The sequence below is a fragment of the Candidatus Defluviilinea proxima genome (assembly GCA_016721115.1).
GTDB classification, from domain to species: Bacteria; Chloroflexota; Anaerolineae; order Anaerolineales; family Villigracilaceae; genus Defluviilinea; species Defluviilinea proxima.
This window is the reverse complement of sequence record JADKIW010000001.1, coordinates 1,839,459-1,858,919: the sequence shown is the minus strand read 5'-3', so window position 1 is coordinate 1,858,919 and position 19,461 is coordinate 1,839,459. Positions and strand designations below refer to the sequence as shown.

22 protein-coding genes are annotated in these 19,461 nt (G+C 48.3%); 5 read left to right on the top strand and 17 right to left on the bottom strand.

What is annotated here, in order from left to right; genetic code table 11:
* Nucleotides 1–192: 192 nt before the first annotated feature.
* The 3 genes from IPP66_08600 to IPP66_08590 form a co-directional block, all read right to left on the bottom strand.
* A complete protein-coding gene (locus tag IPP66_08600; protein ID MBK9925341.1) occupies nt 193–732 on the bottom strand; it encodes a DUF1905 domain-containing protein in 540 nt (179 codons plus the stop codon).
* Between the two features lie 53 nt (nt 733–785).
* Nucleotides 786–1,226 carry a pyridoxamine 5'-phosphate oxidase family protein gene (locus tag IPP66_08595; protein MBK9925340.1) on the bottom strand — a complete coding sequence of 147 codons (441 nt, stop codon included), beginning with the start codon at nt 1,224–1,226 and terminating at the stop codon, nt 786–788.
* Between the two features lie 62 nt (nt 1,227–1,288).
* On the bottom strand, nt 1,289–1,747 hold the full coding sequence (locus IPP66_08590) for a DUF1801 domain-containing protein (GenBank protein MBK9925339.1): 459 nt from the start codon (nt 1,745–1,747) through the stop codon (nt 1,289–1,291).
* A gap of 109 nt (nt 1,748–1,856) precedes the next feature.
* Here IPP66_08590 and IPP66_08585 point away from each other — a divergent pair, with 109 nt between their 5' ends.
* Complete coding sequence (locus IPP66_08585) at nt 1,857–2,324, top strand: MarR family transcriptional regulator (GenBank protein MBK9925338.1); 468 nt, start codon at nt 1,857–1,859, stop codon at nt 2,322–2,324.
* 17 nt (nt 2,325–2,341) lie between these two features.
* Here the strand turns inward: IPP66_08585 and IPP66_08580 are convergent, their stop codons facing one another.
* From IPP66_08580 to IPP66_08560, 5 genes are read right to left on the bottom strand one after another with little or no spacing between them, the layout of a single operon-like run.
* The gene (locus IPP66_08580; GenBank protein ID MBK9925337.1) at nt 2,342–2,800 is read right to left on the bottom strand and encodes a VOC family protein; all 459 of its coding nucleotides are present in this window, start codon (nt 2,798–2,800) and stop codon (nt 2,342–2,344) included.
* A complete protein-coding gene (locus IPP66_08575; GenBank protein ID MBK9925336.1) occupies nt 2,797–3,174 on the bottom strand; it encodes a DUF1801 domain-containing protein in 378 nt (125 codons plus the stop codon). Before IPP66_08575 ends, IPP66_08580 begins: the two co-directional genes overlap by 4 nt.
* 60 nt (nt 3,175–3,234) lie before the next feature.
* Nucleotides 3,235–3,906: a DUF998 domain-containing protein gene (locus IPP66_08570; GenBank protein MBK9925335.1), complete on the bottom strand. Its 672-nt coding sequence runs from the start codon at nt 3,904–3,906 to the stop codon at nt 3,235–3,237.
* A 34-nt stretch (nt 3,907–3,940) separates the two neighbouring features.
* Nucleotides 3,941–4,426: an SRPBCC family protein gene (locus IPP66_08565; GenBank protein ID MBK9925334.1), complete on the bottom strand. Its 486-nt coding sequence runs from the start codon at nt 4,424–4,426 to the stop codon at nt 3,941–3,943.
* Between the two features lies 1 nt (nt 4,427).
* On the bottom strand, nt 4,428–4,745 hold the full coding sequence (locus IPP66_08560) for a winged helix-turn-helix transcriptional regulator (GenBank protein MBK9925333.1): 318 nt from the start codon (nt 4,743–4,745) through the stop codon (nt 4,428–4,430).
* Nucleotides 4,746–4,865: 120 nt separating this feature from the next.
* Here IPP66_08560 and IPP66_08555 point away from each other — a divergent pair, with 120 nt between their 5' ends.
* Entirely contained in the window at nt 4,866–5,237 is a 372-nt protein-coding gene (locus IPP66_08555) for a hypothetical protein (protein MBK9925332.1), read from the top strand.
* Nucleotides 5,238–5,257: 20 nt separating this feature from the next.
* Here the strand turns inward: IPP66_08555 and pheA are convergent, their stop codons facing one another.
* Nucleotides 5,258–6,070, bottom strand: a complete 813-nt coding sequence (gene pheA, locus IPP66_08550) for a prephenate dehydratase (GenBank protein MBK9925331.1) — start codon at nt 6,068–6,070, stop codon at nt 5,258–5,260.
* Nucleotides 6,071–6,109: 39 nt separating this feature from the next.
* Nucleotides 6,110–7,288 (bottom strand): pyridoxal phosphate-dependent aminotransferase, encoded by a 1,179-nt coding sequence (locus IPP66_08545; protein MBK9925330.1) that lies wholly within the window; start codon nt 7,286–7,288, stop codon nt 6,110–6,112.
* Nucleotides 7,289–7,391: 103 nt separating this feature from the next.
* Here IPP66_08545 and IPP66_08540 point away from each other — a divergent pair, with 103 nt between their 5' ends.
* A complete protein-coding gene (locus IPP66_08540) occupies nt 7,392–8,339 on the top strand; it encodes a class I mannose-6-phosphate isomerase (protein MBK9925329.1) in 948 nt (315 codons plus the stop codon).
* Nucleotides 8,340–8,407: 68 nt separating this feature from the next.
* Here IPP66_08540 and IPP66_08535 read toward each other — a convergent pair whose 3' ends face one another.
* On the bottom strand, nt 8,408–8,941 hold the full coding sequence (locus tag IPP66_08535; GenBank protein MBK9925328.1) for a hypothetical protein: 534 nt from the start codon (nt 8,939–8,941) through the stop codon (nt 8,408–8,410).
* A 402-nt stretch (nt 8,942–9,343) separates the two neighbouring features.
* Between IPP66_08535 and IPP66_08530 the strand changes: the two genes are divergently transcribed.
* Together IPP66_08530 and IPP66_08525 are read left to right on the top strand one after the other, a co-directional pair.
* Nucleotides 9,344–13,165 carry a PD40 domain-containing protein gene (locus IPP66_08530; GenBank protein ID MBK9925327.1) on the top strand — a complete coding sequence of 1,274 codons (3,822 nt, stop codon included), beginning with the start codon at nt 9,344–9,346 and terminating at the stop codon, nt 13,163–13,165.
* A 118-nt stretch (nt 13,166–13,283) separates the two neighbouring features.
* Nucleotides 13,284–13,916 (top strand): uracil-DNA glycosylase, encoded by a 633-nt coding sequence (locus IPP66_08525; protein MBK9925326.1) that lies wholly within the window; start codon nt 13,284–13,286, stop codon nt 13,914–13,916.
* A gap of 13 nt (nt 13,917–13,929) precedes the next feature.
* Here the strand turns inward: IPP66_08525 and IPP66_08520 are convergent, their stop codons facing one another.
* The 6 genes from IPP66_08520 to lysW all read right to left on the bottom strand — a co-directional run bounded on the left by IPP66_08520 (nt 13,930) and on the right by lysW (nt 19,461).
* Nucleotides 13,930–15,021, bottom strand: a complete 1,092-nt coding sequence (locus tag IPP66_08520) for a [LysW]-lysine hydrolase (protein MBK9925325.1) — start codon at nt 15,019–15,021, stop codon at nt 13,930–13,932.
* 40 nt (nt 15,022–15,061) lie between these two features.
* Nucleotides 15,062–16,240 (bottom strand): aspartate aminotransferase family protein, encoded by a 1,179-nt coding sequence (locus IPP66_08515; protein ID MBK9925324.1) that lies wholly within the window; start codon nt 16,238–16,240, stop codon nt 15,062–15,064.
* The gene (locus IPP66_08510) at nt 16,237–17,040 is read right to left on the bottom strand and encodes a [LysW]-aminoadipate kinase (protein MBK9925323.1); all 804 of its coding nucleotides are present in this window, start codon (nt 17,038–17,040) and stop codon (nt 16,237–16,239) included. Before IPP66_08510 ends, IPP66_08515 begins: the two co-directional genes overlap by 4 nt.
* 162 nt (nt 17,041–17,202) lie before the next feature.
* Nucleotides 17,203–18,240 carry an N-acetyl-gamma-glutamyl-phosphate reductase gene (locus tag IPP66_08505; protein ID MBK9925322.1) on the bottom strand — a complete coding sequence of 346 codons (1,038 nt, stop codon included), beginning with the start codon at nt 18,238–18,240 and terminating at the stop codon, nt 17,203–17,205.
* Nucleotides 18,241–18,348: 108 nt separating this feature from the next.
* Nucleotides 18,349–19,215 carry a lysine biosynthesis protein LysX gene (gene lysX / locus IPP66_08500; protein ID MBK9925321.1) on the bottom strand — a complete coding sequence of 289 codons (867 nt, stop codon included), beginning with the start codon at nt 19,213–19,215 and terminating at the stop codon, nt 18,349–18,351.
* A gap of 75 nt (nt 19,216–19,290) precedes the next feature.
* Complete coding sequence (gene lysW / locus IPP66_08495; GenBank protein ID MBK9925320.1) at nt 19,291–19,461, bottom strand: lysine biosynthesis protein LysW; 171 nt, start codon at nt 19,459–19,461, stop codon at nt 19,291–19,293.

The window sequence follows — 19,461 nt, the reverse complement described above, 5'->3', positions numbered from 1 at the left end:
AATGTTTTCGCCTTAGTATCCCCTAGAGAAATTAATTTGTCCTTAGCTCGCTTTTTTGATGTGTTCAACCTGACTGCATCGAGAATGAGTTCCTTTAGCGCCGCTTCATCTACCGATACGCCTTCGTAGAAATCGATAGCACGAACTGTTTTGCTATCTAAACGCGTATTGAAGAGATTCTTCGGATCCTTTTTACTTCGTCCTTTGCGTTGGTTCGATGAGCACTCCATTTTTCGAGACTTCGGGTTCGGTGCATAGATTACGATTAAAACAGCATGGCCGTCGTTCGCCTGCCTTGAGTTTTGATAATGCCACCTCGATGTGACGACTACGCGTCTCCCGGTTGTTGGTGGCACGTATCCAACGGAGCCAGTCCCAGCGCGCCATGGGTGTGAGTTTCCCCCACAGAGCTTTCGCCTGCGGATCAGACTTTAGTGCCTTACTTAAATCCGCTGGCACATCAGGTTCTGGCCATTCTTTAGAAGGCTCAACCACTATCGTTACCGTATCACTTGCATCTATACCAACATCGCGTAGAGCAGAGGCAACACTAAACCAGTGACTTCCCTTACCATCTGGTTCAAGCACGATCTTTGAACGGAAACCATTGATGGTTCCTTCAACCAAGGTCATACCACGTGATGGAAGTTTTGCGCTTGCGCTCTCGGGCAACCGAAGAATGGTCCAGTCGCCGATTTTAAGCGGTTTAGATTCAAAACGAATTATCGACATTCTCTTCTCTTTAGCTCATTGCTTTCTCTACAAGTGGGACAACCTTCGCTTCTTCAGTTGTCTCGCTTCCAAATTCGTCGAACAGGCTGATCTCCTGGATAGATTGTCGAAACCGCACCGTCAACTTCGAATTCAAACAAAATGTATCGATCGGCAGGTGTATAGCTGGCAAATCGGACTGCCAAGGTGCGCAACTCAGGAGCATCAATCATGCGCGCTTGACCCGTAATAATGAACTCACCACTAGCACCACTTGTGTCGTTAACTGCGCAATGGATCGCATAACGTCCATCTCGCTGAAGGTCACGCCCTTTCGGCGAGGTCGGTTCCATGAATACAAACAAATGACCTTCGCCAATGATTGGTGTCATTGGATGCACCCGCGGCGCCCCGTCCTTACGAATCGTTGCCAAATAGGCAACTTTACCATTCAATCGTTCACTTCCAAATGCCGCAAGCTCAGGGTCCTGCTTTTCCAAGGTTTCCCAGCTCATTATAGTTTCTCGTTTCTCATTACGGAATACTGCCTGTCACAGGTTTGTACTTATGGCAAATCTTAACTTATCGCTTTTTTTACGAGTGCGATGATCTTTTTCTCGTCGGCAGCGTTCAATCCCTTCAAAGCGAAAGCAACGGGCCACATGTCACCTTCATCAATGTTCGCCACATCTTGGAAGCCGAGCGTCGCGTACCTATAGTTAAACTTCTGCGCGGTCTGAAAGAAACAGACGATCTTGCCTTCGTTATTAGCATACGCAGGCATCCCATACCAGGTTTTCGCCGAGAGGACGGGCGCGTTTTCCTTGATGATCTCATGGATGCGTTTTGCCATGGAGCGATCTGGTTCTTTCATCGCGGAAATCGCTGCGAGTGCGATCTTTTCCGACTCTTCCTTGCTCGCAGCCGCCTTCCTCTCTTTGAGGGTTTCCTTCATGGCTGCTATTTCTTCAGCCGATAATCCCGCGTACTTCTTACTGGTTGTGGCGGACTTCTTCGTATCCTTCTTGGGACTCATGATAATCTCCTTATCTGATTTTGGGTTGTGTTGAACCCTTGCGTCGAAACGAATTTAGTTATATAATAAAGATACTTTATAATCAAGATAATGTCAAGGGTAAATTTCTATGACCAACTCAACAAAAACAGAACTGAAAAAACGAGCTTTGATGGCTGTGAGGGATTACGGAGTGAATCTCACCCACTTCCGGAACGCCATGAGCGAATGGGCGGGACTCAACGTCACCGATATGGAATGTCTTCGGTTCCTTTTCTTCAAAGGGGTTGCCACACCTTCCGAACTTTCCAAGACAACAGGCCTCACATCTGGTGCAACAACAGCCATGCTCGACCGGCTAGAAAGGGCTGGCTTAATTGAACGCCGACCCAATCCCAATGACCGCCGAGGAAGTCTCATTGCCCCCGCCCCATCGAGCGGTGAAAAAGCGGCGTCATGGTTTGAGTCGGCGAGAATTGCACAAAGCGAATTGATCTCCAGTTACTCTGAAAGCGAATTGGAAATCATCGCTGATGCCTTTGAGCGATTCGCGAAACTATGGGATGATGAACGCAAGAAAGTTCAAAAAGATCGCTAGTGACAAATCGCTCTACATCATGATCCGTCATACGCCTTTTTTAAATCGGCGATAATGATCTTTTGCATTTTGAGCATGGTCTGCATCCCTCGCTGAGCTTTAACGGGATCTGGCCCACCAATGTAATCGCCCAACTGCTTTGGCACGATCTGCCACGAAAGACCATACTTGTCCTTCAACCAGCCGCACATGGACTCTTCCCCACCATCGGCTGTCAATGCATTCCAGAAATGATCCACTTCAGCTTGATCTTCGCAGTTGACAAACATGGAAATGGATTCATTGAACTTAAACTGCGGCCCGGCATTCAATGCTATAAAATCCTGTCCGTCGAGTTGAAAGTTAACTGTAAAGGCCTTACCATCGGGTCCGCGAGAGACTTCACCGGCTTTCGAATTCTTGAAAACAGACACGTAAAAATTCATCGCCTCTTCGGCTTGCGTATCGAACCATAAAAACGGGGTGATTTTTTTCATTTTGATTCTCCTTTGGTTTTCTTCTTATTTACTTCGAGATGTAACTTGATAATTCTTTCAATTAACTTGATCGGAAGTGGCTCATCGAGCGAAAATTTCACTGTGCCCTTATCACTTACATAAGGCTTGATCTGACGCTCGAACGCTTCGCTCCCCGCCGGAACCGGGTACAGCGACACATGCTTTTTCCACCCCGCAAAATGGATCAAGTTCTTGCCATTCCGTTCAAACGTCGCGATCTGATAACTGATCTTTTCCTTCGCATCGGGGGCAATTGTCTTGATCATCTTGCGGATTTCCTGCAAATAATTTTGGGATTGTTCAGGGCAGGCGGCAATATATTCATCCATGGAGGTAAAACCTGGTTTTTTCATTTTCATCGAGACATCTCCTTTTTATGTAAAAGAGCAAAATTCATTGTAACGCGGTGATTCTTAACTACCCAGTTTGATCGTCCACCATGCGATTGTCATTACCCAGGCACAATATACAAAGATCAAGAAACGGTTCGCCCACCCCACCAAGGCAATGACTCCCTTCGGCAAGGTTGTAACCGTTTCTGCATTCGCAGATATATCCCCACCTGCCTGAGCGTAGGTAGCCATCATAACCACAAAAGCAAGTGCCATCAGAAGAATGCTGATCCATGTCAGGTTCGCCGTCCACAACAAGGAAGTCCTTGCAACGGACCATTGTTCAACACGAACAAGATTTACACTGATCAACATGGCAGCAATAGCCAGGCTTGGAATGCCAATCATCGCCGAGACACTATGAAGTTTGTGGTTGATATCAAACACAGACGCCATCACTTCACCGATTCCTGCCACAACAAGAAAAAGCAAACCGATCTTTCCAGCTGTTGTTTGTACTTGTGTCCGAAGTGTATACGCTAAAACCCATGAGCTTGCGCCCCATAAAAAGAACATCAACGACAATATCCAGGCATATTCTCCATTTGCATATTCACTGACCATGCGCCAGGCAGGATTGAATTCCGGGCTTAGCATATGTAAAACAGCAAGCAAAACCAAGACCGCAACGGAAGCACCAATTGCTAAAAATGCGCCACTGGAAGGGACTTCTATCATCTTTAAACTATTCATATTTTCTCCATGGTCTCTTTAATTGGTGCAGAATTTACTTTCCTGTCGCTGCCAAGATGTCATCAAGACGTTCATATCCTTCACGGACACCGGTCTCCATTCCGTTTTGGACCATGCCATCTCGGTCAGAAACAGATTGATAGACAGAATGAATCGTGGCTTTTGTCCGTCCACCAGGTAACTCTTCCAGAGTAAGTGTCTCCAACGAAACATGACCGGGATATCCTTCGAACTCAAATGTTTGCACCATGTTGTCGATCGACATTTCATGGAACGTGCCATGAAAACCATACTCGTTCCCATCGTTGTCTTTGTGAACATAGCGATACTTCCCGCCGCTGACTGGTTCAAACTCTTCAAGGATCATCTTATATCCATGCGGACCAAGCCACTGCACATACAGTTTCGGGTCAACATGTGCCTTGAAGACCAACTCTCGCGGCGCATCGAACTCACGTGTAATAAAGAGTTCCTGTTTACCGGATTCGGCTGTCACAATCGTTTTATTTTTCGAGGGCATATTATTTCTCCTTTTTCATTTGTTCCAATAAATCGTCAAGGCGGCTGAATCTTGCTTCCCAGATCTGACGATACTCTTCGATCCAATCGGTCACTTCATTCAACTTGTCAAATTTCGCCTCAACATAACGTTCACGTCCCTGCGGGATGACAACCACCAGTCCGCACTCTTTCAATATCCTGATGTGTTTCGAAACGGCAGGCCGACTGATACGGAAATTATCAGCAACACCGTTCAATGTCATCCGTTGTCTTGCTAGCAAAGAAAGAATCGCCCTCCGGTTGGGGTCTGCAATGGCTTGAAATACGTCTCGTCTCATGGTCTCCTTTATGTAACCATTTGGTTACTTATTACAAAACATTTTAGAACAGAAATTCTATTTTGTCAATACTGTAATATAATAAAAGTACATTTTGATTCATGAAATAAGTGAGGCGCCATGAATATACAGGAATTATTGGATAGTATCCCCACCCCCGCCGAAGAAGAAATGGTCGCGCGCAGGCAGTTCGCCAAACGGTTTACGGTCATCTTTTTACGGAAGGGTCCCGCATCGCGTGATGATGAAGAGCGCAATGAACGTCTGCAACTGGAGCACTTACAACATCTGACGAAGCTCCAAGTATCAGGGAAATTAATCCTGAACGGACCCGTACTTACCGATCATGACATCCTCGGCATCAGCATCTATGATACTGAATTAGAGGATGCCATTGCCATGGCAGAAGCCGACCCAAAAGTGAAAGCAGGATATCTTACTGTGGAAGCAATTCCATGGATCGCTGTGCCGAACAATACAAAAACTGGATAAAACCATTCCACAGGAGTTCGTTACCCCTTGAAACGCGGATACGAACCCAGCACACGTAATGTCACCGCATATTCCCCCAAGTGGTCGAGCGCGCGTTTTGTAACATCGTCAGACGTTGAACCGATCAGATCGATATAAAACAAATACTCCCACGGCTTGCCCTGAAACGGACGAGACTCGATCTTCGTCAGGTCAATATCACGGAGAGCAAATACGCTCATCGCTTTGAACAATGCCCCGGGCATATTTTTCAACGTGAAGACAATCGACGTTTTCGCTTCGCCCATCGGGATAACTGTCTCTCGTCCGACAGCGAGAAAACGCGTATAGTTTTCCGCATTGTCTTCGATCCCCTCTTCAAGGATCTGCATCCCATACAATTCCGCCGCACGTCGCGATGCGATTGCCGCCACATCCCTCGCACCTGACTCTTTGAGTATCTTCACGCTTCCCGCCGTATCATAGACTTGCTCCGCTTTGATGCCACGCGAACGCAAATAGCCTGCACATTGACCCAACGCCTGTGGATGGCTGATGGCCTTCTTGATCTCTTCCTTCTTCACACCGGGCATGGTGATCAGACAATGTTGCACACGCAACAGATACTCCCCTACTATATGAAGGTCATGACGCAACAATAAGTCATAGTTCTGGTGAATGCTCCCTGCAAGTGAGTTTTCGATGGGAGCCAAAGCCATATCGCTTTGACCTGATACAACCGAATCGAACATCACATCGAACGACTCACAAGGAACAGTCTCAACATCCCCAAAATAGTTGAAAACCGCTTGCTCACTGTACGCACCGGGTTCACCCTGAAACGCTACTTTCATATATAACTCCATCGGGCGAGAGGACCTCGCCCCTACTTTTTACTGCTTCTCCGCCCACTCAATGATCTTACGGAAACCCGCTTCCACTTCTTCATCGGAGGCAGCTATCGTCATGCGGACAAATCCCTCGCCCTGTTCACCAAAAGCAGAGCCGGGCACAAGCGCCACGCCGGCCTCTTCGAGAATCCGTTCGCAGATTTCTGTTGAGGTCATCTTCAAGGGACGGAAATCAAGGAAGAAATAGAATGCACCTTGTGGAGGCGTGACCAAAACTTTCTCACATTCCAACTCATGCGAAAGACGAATCACCAACTCACGTCGACGTGCATAGGCGGCACGCATGTTGGCTGTGACGTTCTGAATCTCGGGGTCGGTAAGTGCAAAGGCGGCGGCTTTCTGAATGAAAGGAGCAACACAGGTGATAGAGTTTTGCCCTGCTTTTAGCGCGTTCTCGATCACTTGCGCAGGCGCGGCAAGGAAACCCACACGCCACCCCGTCATTGCGTAGGATTTGGATAGGCTGTTGACGAGAAGAGTTCGTTCTTTTGCGCCATCCACAGCCGCGGCAGAGGTAGGACGTTCACCGTAATACAAACTTCCATAGACCTCGTCACTGACGACCCAAATGTTATTAGCTTTTGCAAAGTCTTGCAGTTTTTGCAAATATTCACGCGAGGGATATACACCCGTCGGGTTCGAGGGATAGTTCAAGACGATGACTCTGGTTTTAGGGGTCAAAGCTTTCAGCCATGATTCGAATTGAGGGATGAATCCAGCCTCAGCCGGGGCAGGGACGCGTATCACATTTCCGCGAAGCATCGTCGCCATGTTTTCATGAGTCGCCCACGAAGGGTCAGGTACCAACACATCATCCCCCGGATTCAAAATGGACTGCATCGCAAGATAATACGCATGAATGCCACCGTGCGTGACCATGATCTCGGAAGCGGGATCGTAAGTAACGCCTTCATCGCGTAAAAGTTTTGCGGCGATGGCCTTGCGCAACTCCAACGTGCCGATGGCGGGGCCGTAATGGGTCAATCCGCTTTGCATGGCTTTCAGTGCTACATCGATCACTTCAGGCGGCGAATTGAAATCGGGGTCGCCCACCTGCAAACCCACAAGTTGACGTCCGCTGGCTTTGAGAACGTTGACACGATCAGAAAGAGAAACAGTCGGCGATTGGCGCACAAGTTCGAATTGCTGATTAAGATTCATAGCAGTTCCTGTAAACGAAGTCTGAGCATTATACACATAAACCATAGGCCATCGTAGGTGTGCAGGCTTTCTTCAACCGTCAATAACAAGTACAATCATCCACATGACAACTTTAAATCCATTTCTCAAACTCACCCCCTCGTTCCGCGATTATGTATGGGGCGGGGAAAAATTACGCCCCGGCCACTACCCTACTGCCGAAGCCTGGGTGGTATGGGAAGGCGATGTGATCGAATCGGGCGACTTCGCGGGCAAGACCGTGGGCGAGGTGGCGTCACAATTTGGCGAGGCATTTCTCGGTGCAAAAACTTTCGCGCATACCGGAACACGTTTCCCATTGTTGATCAAACTTCTCGATTGCGCACAATGGCTTTCTTTACAAGTACATCCAAACGATGAACAAGCTGTGACGTTGGAAGGCCCCGGCCAATTCGGCAAGACGGAAGCATGGCACATCCTCGCTTCAGAACCTAACGCAAAGCTGGTCGCCGGATTACAAGCCGGTATCTCCACTGAAACAGTATCCGCTTCGATCCGCAATGGGACGATCATCGACCATGTGCAATACGTCAACGTCAAACAAGGTGACACGGTCTTTATGCCTGCAGGGACGTTGCACGCACTCGGCCCCGGCTTGCTTGTATATGAAGTGCAACAAACCTCTGATTGGACGTATCGCGTCTACGATTGGGGACGACCTGCTACAGAGAAACGTCCGTTGCATATCGAAAAGTCTGTTGCAGTGACGCGCGCCGACTTCACAGCGCCTGTCATCCCAGAGCCTAAAGCAAGCGATGGCACACGTCACACGCTTGTAGAGTGTGAGTACTTCACGCTTGAGATGTTATCCGCTGTAGCAAAGAGTATTGAGTTGAACACAAAAGGCGAATCTTTCCATGCCATTACGGTCATTGAAGGAAAAGCGTTGTTGAAGGTAGGCGATGAACAAGTGGAATTGGAACAATTCCAGACGGCCGTTGTCCCTGCACAGGTGGGGGCGTATCACTTTCAGCCGCTGACAAATTGTCGGGCGTTAAAATCCAGCACGTGATGAAAGTCTGAAGCGAAACCGCCGACTGGTTGTCCAGTCGGCGGTTTTTTGTTGTCGATGATTATCGTTTAGTGGCTACTTCCAAACAATTTCCACCAAGGCATGTTCAATTCGAACGAAATGTATTGGATCATCGCCATGATAAAGAAGAAGAGGATCGTCCATTGCGTGGCTTTGCGAAACTTGACCGTATCGAAGACCTGCTCCAAACGCACGGCAAGATACGCGCCAAACACGTTCGAGAGTATGGAGAAGGATAATTCAACCGCACGCGCAGGCTCTGCCCCACCATTGAGCGCGGACCCGGTCATCCAGAAAGTCATCGAAAACCAGGGGTACATGATGGAACTCAAGAGGCGTGTGATCCAGAATTGGCTCACATCCTGTATCTTTTTGCGGAAGATGAAAAACTCACCAACGGTCACGAAGATATACGTCCAGAAGTTCATCTTCAAATGTCCCCATACGCTTTCCTGTCCATCTGCTTCGCCAAAAAACGCGAGAATAGGATTCGGAAATGAGTCATTGGCATAATGTAAAAATGCAAAAACAAACCAGATGATGACAACTTTCCAAACAACCGACTTCCCCGAATTGTACATGGTCGACTCCTATGTATGAAAAGAATTATCGTCATTGTACTCGAAACGAGAAAAATCATTTGAAAGATAACTCATATCCAATGTAACCAAACTGTGACATTCTGCATCTTGTAGTATGAAAAGAAGTTGGGCTACAATATTTTTAATGGAATCTTCTATTTAGATAGATTTCATCCACATTAGGGAGGAATAACTCCCGGGGAGATACTTATGTTCACAAAAATTCACATCTCGCTCATAATAAGATCCGTCATGATCCTAATTTTTATAATTGGAGTTTATGGTGTTACACCTGCACAAGCCCAGATAGGTAGAAACGCCGCGTTAGCTGTTAACGAGACCATCCGTGTTTCCATAAGTTCAAGTGGAGAACAGGGATTAGGCTACTCCTATGATCCATCCATCTCAGATGATGGGCGCTACATATCATTTAGTTCTGGTGCTGCTAACCTAGTCTCGGGCGATACAAATGGTCAGGGTGATGTTTTACTGCATGATACACAAACTGGTGTGACCACGCGAATCTCAACCGACTCAAACGGGTTGCAGGCAAATAACTACTCGGGCTCCCCATCCATCTCATCAGATGGACGCTATATTGCATTTGCTTCTCAGGCCACAAATCTTGTACCCGGGGATGTAAATGGAAAATCTGATGTCTTTATCCATGATATGAAAACAAGTACAACAACTCTTGTATCAGTCGGTTCAAGCGGCACACAGTGGACTATGGGCTCAACATCCCCATCCATCTCTGCAGATGGGCGTTATGTTGCATTCCGTTCTGGTGATGACAATCTCGTGTCTGGCGATACGAATGGTTGTAATGATATTTTCGTGAGAGATTTGTACATGGGAATAACAACGCGTGTTTCTGTTGATTCAAACGGCACACAGGCAGGCTGCAATTCGGTAAACCCATCAATATCAGCAAATGGGCGTTTCGTGTCTTTCGAGTCCACAGCAAGCAACCTTGTAGCGGGAGACACGAATGCCAAGATGGATATCTTTGTGCATGATATGCAAACAGGAATTACAACACGTGTTTCTATTGATTCGAATGGCATTCAGGCAAATGATGTATCTCAAAACCCATCCATCTCTGCAGATGGGCGCTATATCACCTACGAATCGGGGGCCACGAATCTTGTATCAGGCGACACCAATGCAACATATGATGTCTTTGTTCATGATCAACAAACAGGAAATACTCTACGTGCTTCAACAGATTCGAATGGGGTGCCAGGAAATGGCTTTTCAGGAAATTCTTTTGTCTCAGCCAATGGGTCTTATGTGATCTTTGAATCGCGTGCCACGAATCTTGTTCCCAACGACACAAATGGGCGTGTAGATATTTTTGTATATGATGTGCAATCAGGCTCAACAAGCCGGGTATCGGTAAATTCCAATGGGGAACAGGCAGTTCAGTACCCTTGTTCGATGTCCTGTTATTCTTTCTCCTTATCCAGTTCAGCTGATGGCCAATACATAGCATTTACCTCTTATTTTGAGGATCTCGTAACAGGTGATACGAATTCACTACCTGATGTATTTGTACATCGGCAGCAGGTTCATGAACCTATAACCTATTATGTTAAATGGGATGCAATGGGAGCGAACAACGGTTCTTCGTGGATCGATGCCTATACCAGTTTGCAATCTGCCCTTTCCGCCGCTCAAAGTGGAGATGAGATCTGGGTTGCGGCAGGGACATATAGACCAACCAATGGAGTAGATCGCACAATTTCCTTTACTCTCAAGAACAGCATCGCAATCTATGGCGGGTTTGCAGGTACCGAGACGCTCCGTAGTCAACGGAATGTGCAAACAAACGTCACAACCCTGAGCGGGGATATTGGTATAGCAGGAGATACATCCGATAATTCCTATCATATTGTGGTAGGGAACAACACAGATAATACCGCAGTGTTGGATGGTTTTACTATCACTGGCGGGAATGCAAATGGGATATCACCATATGACAATGGCGGCGGAATGTACAGTAATTTAGGAAGTCCTACATTGACAAACATTATTTTCAACATTAATTCAGCAGTTTATGGTGCTGGAATGAGTAATAATGCTAATAGCAACCCCGTTCTGGCAAATGTAACCTTCAACAACAATACAGCAGTCTCTGCAGGTGGAGGAATATATAACTTTGGAAGCAGTCCGACACTTACAGATGTAATTTTTAGCAATAATTCGACAGTTTCAAATGGCGAAGGTGGGGGACTTTTCAATAAGAGTTCAAGTCCGTCATTACAAGATGTAGCTTTTATCAATAACTCAGCTACATTTGGAGGCGGTATGATCAACGGGGAAAATAGTAATCCAAACCTGACAGGTGTCACTTTCACTGGCAACAATGCAGAGTATGGCGCCGGAATACTTAACCTTTATTGTGACCCAGTATTGACCAATGTGACTTTTGAAGGTAACTCGTCAACCATTTTCGGAGGCGGGCTGATGAGCCAAGGAGGAAGCCCGAGACTGACAAATGTGACTTTTTTTGGTAATAGTGCAACTAGCGGTGGAGGAATCTATAATATAGGTAGCAAACCAATATTAACTAATGTCATTTTATGGGGCGATACAGCTACAAGTAGTCAAGAAATATACAACAACAATACATCTATCCCTCTTATAAGTTATAGTATAGTGCAAGGCGGATGCCCTGCAAGAAGTACTTGTACCAACATCATCACAACCGATCCAATGCTCGGAACTTTAGGCAACTATGGTGGGTTTACACAAACCATACCACTTCTTGCAGGCAGCTCCGCCATCGATGCTGGCAACGATGCCAATTGCCCCACCACCGATCAGCGCGGTGTGACCCGTCCGCAAGGCAACCACTGCGACATCGGTGCCTATGAAGTCAATACATTCACTCCCATCGCACCAGTGGGCACAAAAACATCATGGAACAACACCTTCAGTTGGATCGGACACAGCGATGCCACACAATACTTCATACAAGTGCAAAAAGCAGACGGAACAACCCTACTGACCAAATGGTACACAGCCTCACAAGCAGGCTGCGACACCGACACCGGCTGCACCATCACACCCTCAGAACTCGCAACCCTCGGCACAGGCAACTACAAATGGCGCATACGAGACTACGGCTCTTCCGGCTACAGTCCCTACTCCCCCTACTTGAACTTTGATCTCAGCGTGACTTGTTACACCCTCAACACAAATACATCTGGAAGTGGAACGATTCAAGCTCCTGCTTACACCTGTGGCAGTGGTTACACAGCTGGTTCCACCATCCAGATTTCTGCCCTGCCAAACACAGGCTTTGCCTTCGGAGGCTGGAGTGGCGATGCCAGTGGGACAAGTACCCCAGTCAACATCACCATGGATGCAAACAAAAGTGTCACCGCCTCATTCCTTGGAGAAACCCTGATCGCACCAAGTGGACCGTTGACAAGCTGGAACAACACCTTCAGTTGGACCGGTCACACCGCCGCAACGAATTACTTTGTAGAAGTTCGAAAGGCAGACAACACTGTCGTATTGACCAAATGGTACACAGCCGCTCAAGCAAGTTGTGACACCGATACAAGCTGTACGATCACTCCTTCAGAACTCGCAAACTTTGGGGTAGGCAGTTACAAGTGGCGTGTACGTGACTATGGCACCTACGGCTACGGTCCCTACTCTCCCTACATGACCTTCGACCTCACCCTTACCTGCTACACACTCACGACAAATGTGATTGGCAGTGGTTCGGTTCTGGTACCAGCCCAAACCTGTAGTGGCGGCTATGTAACCGGATCCGTGATCCAGGTCACGGGAGTGCCGAGCGCTGGTTTTGCATTGGGAAGTTGGAGTGGTGATGCCAGTGGAACAAGCAATCCAGTCAGCATCACCATGAATGCGAACAAAAGCATCACTGCCACCTTCCGTGGCGAGACCTTGATCGCACCGAGCGGATTGTTGACAAGTTGGAGCAACGCCTTCAGTTGGACCGGGCACACTGCCGCGACGAACTACTTTGTGGAAGTACGAAAGGCAGACAACACTGTTGTATTGGCCAAGTGGTACACAGTCGCTCAAGCAAGTTGTGACACTGACACAAGTTGTTTCATCTCCCCCACTCAATTGGCAAGTCTGGCAAATGGTAGTTACAAATGGAGTGTCCGTGACTATGGCAGTACCTACGGCTATGGCTCCTATTCCCCTTATTTAACCTTCGAACTGAATCAACCATAATAAACACAAAATTACAAAAGGCTGTCCAAAATACAGACAGCCTTTTGTAATTTAAAACCATTCCTCCGCCACATACGGTAAAATTCGAATTACCAATTTACACAACAAGGAAACGAACATGTCCCAATTCGATCTATTCAATTCAGGTTCACCGAAACATACATCTCTTGATGAGTTGTTTGCTGAAATGATGCAGATGAAGGATGACCCGCTTGCGAATGCAGGGACAAATGTTGTTATTAGCCGGGGGAACCCTCACGCAAAATTGCTCCTTGTTGGGGAAGCGCCGGGGCCACAGGAAAACGTTCAAGGAAAGCCATTTGTAGGGAAAGCCGGTCAATTACTAGATAAGATATTGGAAGCCGCAGATTTCAAATCTGAAACAGATGTGTACATCACCAATTCAGTTTTTCGTATGCCACCCGGTGAAAATGGAGCGAACTTCCGTAAGCCCACTGATAAAGAGATCGAATACTACCGCCCATATGTAGCGGAGATCATCTACTTCATTGACCCGCTCATCATCCTGTTGACCGGTAACGTGGCGTGCCAGTCTGTTCTTGGAAAGACAGGTATCACCAGCCTGCGCGGACAGTGGAATCAAGTGCATGGACGCTGGATCATGCCGATCTTTCACCCTTCTTATCTATTGCGGAATCAATCCAAAGCACCTGGCTCCCCCAAGTCTTTGATGTGGGATGACATTCGCGAAGTTCGCAGAAAATATGATGAGTTATTAGGGAAACAATAAAGAGTAGAACAGATTAGATTGTCAACTTGATCAAAGCACCCGAAAGCACGTCAACAGACTTGGCGTAGTCCTCGAGCGAAATATGTTCGTTAGGCGTGTGGTCCAATGCTGAATCCCCGGGACCATACACAACAGCGGGACACTTCCACACCGGCGCGACAATATTCAAATCTGCTGTTCCTGTTTTATAGACGAAACGCGGCTCTCCGCCCTGCGACCTGATCCCACTTAAGAAAGCTCGTACAAGCGGAGTGTTTTTCTCACATCCCCATGCAGGCAAAGCATATCCAACCCGTTCAATTAAGACCCTAAAGGTCTCTGCCCCCTCCGTTTCACTTCGGGGGTGCTTCGCAAAGACCTTTAGGGTCTCTTCTAACATTTCATACCAATCATTCGGCGAAACTTCCACCGGCAAACGGACTCCCACCTTCAGCCTTGCCCACTGCTCGAAACCATCCTGTCCAGATTCCATACCACGTAATGTGGGCAAAAGTTGATCGAATATTTTTTTCTTATCAGCGTTGAACGATTCTACATACGCTTTAATCTTTAGCCATGCTTCAATAGCCGCTTCGGCCGCAGTCTCTTCGCCACTGGCAGTGTGAGCCTGTCCGCGCTTGACTGTGACATTCGCCCACGCACTACCTTTATATCCAAGCGCGATCCGATCCCATTGATTCGGTTCACCGATGATCGCAAAATCTGGTTTGTATTGGTTTACAACAAACTGCGCACCTTCTGAATCGCGTTCTTCTTCCACTGCACCAATGACAATGAACTGCCAACCATCTTTTGCGCCAACCTGTGCCACGGCGTCTGTAAAACACGCCAGCGGACCTTTCGCATCCACAGAGCCACGTCCATAGAGCAGATTATCACTCTGCTCTACTTTGATCTCACCCGGCACCGTATCAATATGACCCAACAACACAACCTGCTTTGGCCCCTTCCCCATCACACCTACAGCGTTGCCTGCATCGTCAACAAACGCATTGTCATATCCCAACGACTTCATCCGCGCCACGAGCCACTCCACCGTCCCGCGTTCCTGTCCTGACGGGCTGTACTGCGAAACCAATCCGATCAGGGTCTCAAGGTTATTCATCCGTTTATGTCCGTGTGCCTGTTATAAAGTCCGCTTACAACTACTCGGTTTCCAATTCAGCTGTCAACAATTCCGCTAATGTGTCTACCACATGGTCGATCTGAAGATAGGTAATGACCAGTGGCGGCAGTAAACGGATAACGGTCATGCCAGCGTTCAAGGCAATGATCTTTCTTTCTTGCAATGCCTTGATATACGGTGCAACCTTTTGCTTCATCTCAATACCGATCATCAAACCACATCCGCGAACCTCACGAATATTCGGCGAAGTGATCTCACGCAACCGATCTATAAAATATGCGCCTTTTACTTCAGCCTCACGCACCAGGTCTTCTTCTTCAATTGCATTCAACGTAGCGATCGCGGCCGCACATGAAAGCGGATTACCGCCAAACGTCGAGCCGTGCACACCCGGGGTCAAGTTCTTTACTTTCTTCCCGATCAACACCGCGCCCATCGGCACGCCGCCCGCCAAGGACTTGGCACACGTCAATAGGTCAGGTACTACATCCGTATGCTGGATCGCAAACATGCGTCCCGTGCGACCGAAGCCACTTTGAATTTCATCCACGATCAACAATGCGCCACGCTCATCACAGATACGACGTGCGGCTTCGATATATTCCTTTGTGGCAGGATACACTCCACCTTCCCCCTGCACAACTTCTAGAATTACTGCGGCAGTCTCTTCGTTCACTGCTTTGTCTAACGCTTCGATATTGTTATAAGCGACATGGCTAAACCCGGGCACAAGAGGTTCGAAGCCTTCGCGATATTTTTTGTTATATGTTGCTGAAAGCGAACCATAAGTTCGTCCATGAAATGCACGCATCGCCGCGACAATATTCTTGCGTCCCGTTGAAAGCCGCGCGAATTTGAACGCGGCCTCTACAGACTCAGTACCAGAATTGCAAAGAAATACGCGATCGAGTCCATTTACCAATGATGTGAGCTTCTGCATCAACTCGGCGCGCTTATCGTTGGGGAATGACTCAAAAAGAGTGATCAGCGTAGAAGCCTGCTTATAGATGGCCTCCGCAACTTTCGGGTGAGCATGACCGAGATTGGCAACGCCATGTCCAGATGCACAATCTAAATATTCCACACCGTCCGCATCGTACAACAACGCGCCTTGTCCACGTACGATCACCAACGATTGTTTGGCATATGTTCCCGCTGAGTGTTCTGTTTCAACCTTTAAAATTTCCTGTGCATTCATTGGATCACCGTTCCGTTTCCTGCTAAAGCATTTGAAATTGGATTTTGAATTCGACCGTCCGCAATAATGACGCGACTTACGCCGCCTTTGAGCGCTTCTTCTGCGCCCAGAACTTTCTTCTTCATGCGACCCTGCGCCGCTTCACTCGCCGCCGCAAGCTGACTCTGCGGCAGTTGCCGAATAAGCGTGGACTCATCTGGGAAATTCTTCATCAATCCGGGTACTGCCGTAAGCAACAACAACGCATCCGCCTTGAGCGCGGACGCGACCATCGCCGCGGCGCGATCTGCATCTACGTTGAGCGCTTCACCTTTTTCACTGACAGCAACAGGCGCGATGACTGGCAAATATCCTGCATTGAGCAACATCAATAACAATTCACTGTTGACCGTTTCAATTTTCCCCGTGTAATCGTCGCGGATGATCTTGCGTTTGCCGTTCTCGATGCTTTGAACCGATTCTTTGCGAGTGGCTTGTAGAAGTTTACCATCAAGCCCGCATAAACCGAACGCATTGACACCCAACATCTGTAGTTGCTCTGTCAACAACGAATTGACCTTGCCATTGACCGCCATTAAAAAGATCTCCAGTGTCTTGCGATCTGTATAACGTGACGTGTATCCCGAAGGCGACGTGATCATCTTTGGCGGCGCGCCAACTGCTTCACCAAGCGCATTCGCTTCGGCAGAACCGCCATGCACAAGTACAAGCCGTTTACCCTGTTTCAACAATTCAACAGCATCCTTACAGATCGCAGAAAAATCCACGCCTTCGGTGCCGCCAAGTTTAACTACTGTGATTTCATTGCTCATTATTTTCCATCTTCCGTCCTGAGCGGAGTGGCGCATAATTTTCGCGCCACGCAGTCGAAGGACAATATTTACAAAGGTTTGTTACTTATCGATCACCCTTCGACTTCACTCCTCGCTACCGCTCGTCGTTCCGCTCAGGGCGAAATATCTCTAAATCGGGTGCAGGCCCATAAACTCCAGGCCCAACGACTCATCCCAACCCATCATCAGGTTCATACACTGCACAGCCGTACCCGAGGCACCCTTCATTAAGTTATCGATCGCGCACATCGCCACAATGTGACCGTTGCTCTCGTCCAGTTCAAAGCCGAGGTCGGCGTAATTCGAACCAGCCAGAATCTTCGGTTCAGGGACACGGTAAATGCCGCGCTGTTCCTTCACCACACGGATGAACGGATTCTCGTTCGCGGCCGCGCGATAGGCTTTCCACAAATCTTTGTTAGCAACCCCAGGCTTGACCTTCGCATGAGCCGTTGCCAACACACCACGGACCAAGTCCACAGCGGTCATGGTCAATGAGACGTCTTTGACGCCCATTTCCTGAATCACTTCTGCCGTATGACGATGACCAAATGCAGAGAACGTGCGGATGACATTCGCGCGTTCTGCATGCAGTGAACCAGAGTTACCTTCCGCACCACCCTCTGACGAACCAACTTTTATCTCGATAATCACAGGTGCTGACAGATCGATCAATCCCGCTTTGACCAATGGCAGTAACGCAAGATTGCTCGCCGTGGCATTGCATCCCACCCCACTGACGTAACTTGCCGTCTTCAATTCTTCACGATGCAATTCGGGCAATCCGTAAACGAATTTACTCAACCACTCAGGTGCGGCATGGTCTTCTCCGTACCATTCCTTATAGAACGCCGCATCTCGCAAACGAAAGTCTGCCGCGAGGTCGATGATCTTCGTGCCAAGTTTTGCTAACTCGTTGATGTTCTTCTGCGCTTGTCCGTGTGGCTGGGCAAGGAACAACACATCTACAGGCTCAAGCTGGGAAGGATCGGTGAACTTCAACTGTGTCCGCTTGCGCAGATTGGGATGCGTTTGATACACATACTCACCCACCCGCGAACGCGATGTGGCCTGTTTCACTTCCACATTGGGATGATTCAATAATAATCGCAATAATTCTCCGCCCCCATAACCAGAACCGCCGATGATCGAAACCGTAGTCATCAATAATTGCTCCTATTTTCGTCATTGCGAGGAGGGTGCTCTTCCCGACGAAGCAATCCCCGACATAATTGGAGATTGCTTCGTGACGCTGAAGCGCCACTCGCAATGACGCTAGATTTTTTCTTGCGCCGCTTTCACCGTGTATTCCACGATCTCACCTGCAATATCGATACCGCTCACGGGTTGCATCGTGTGGAACTCCATCGTATGGTTGATCTCATTGACCAAGTAACCACGTTCAGGATGCTCGATCAGATCCACGGCTAAGACGCCATTGCCCACGGCATTTGCCGCGCGCAGACACAACTCTTCGATCTCAGGCGTGATGGGACACAACTCACCCTCACCACCGCGTGCCGTGTTCGTGATCCAATGCTGTGACATGCGATACATCGCAGTCAACACCTTGTCACCGATCACGATGGCACGGATATCGCGCCCAGGCTTCTTGATATATTCCTGAATATAAAACACGGAATGTTGCACCGAACCCAGCGTGGCTTTATGTTCCAACACCGCCTCGGCCGCATCGCGGTCATTGACCTTTGCCAACAACCGCCCCCATGAACCTACAACAGGCTTTAACACAACAGGATACCCAAACGTTTCGATAGCTTCCAAAGCCGCCTCGGGCGTAAAGGCCGTCATGTTATGCGGTTGCGGCACATTATCACGCGCCAACACTGCGCTTGTCATCAACTTATCGCCGCAGATCTCAGCTACCGAAGCCGTATTCACTGTCGGCACACCGAATGCATTCAACAATCGCAACGCATACAAGCCGCTGTTGTAACTGATACTGCGCTCCAGCACCGCATCATATTGGCGCCACGGTTCAGAGTTATTCAGATCAAAATGGATCGCACGATCATCGAGCCTCGTATAATCAATACCGCGCTTCTCCAACGCACCGAAGATCCACTTCTCTTCCACACGCACACGCGAATACAAAACACCAATCTTTAATCGTCGTTGCATAATATCTCCACCAGACGACCATGGACGATGGACAATAAACCATTACTCCATCGTCCACGGTCAATCGTCCGTGGTCTATTCTCCCCAGTCTTCCTGTTCCATGGGCGCAAGTTCAACCGCCGCAGGGTCGAGCGAGGTCACTTCGAGATCCACACCGCAATCTGAGCATACGATGATCTCACCAACTTCGGTCCCAGCGGTCAACTCGATCTGGGCTTCACATTCGGGGCATACAACTGTAGACAT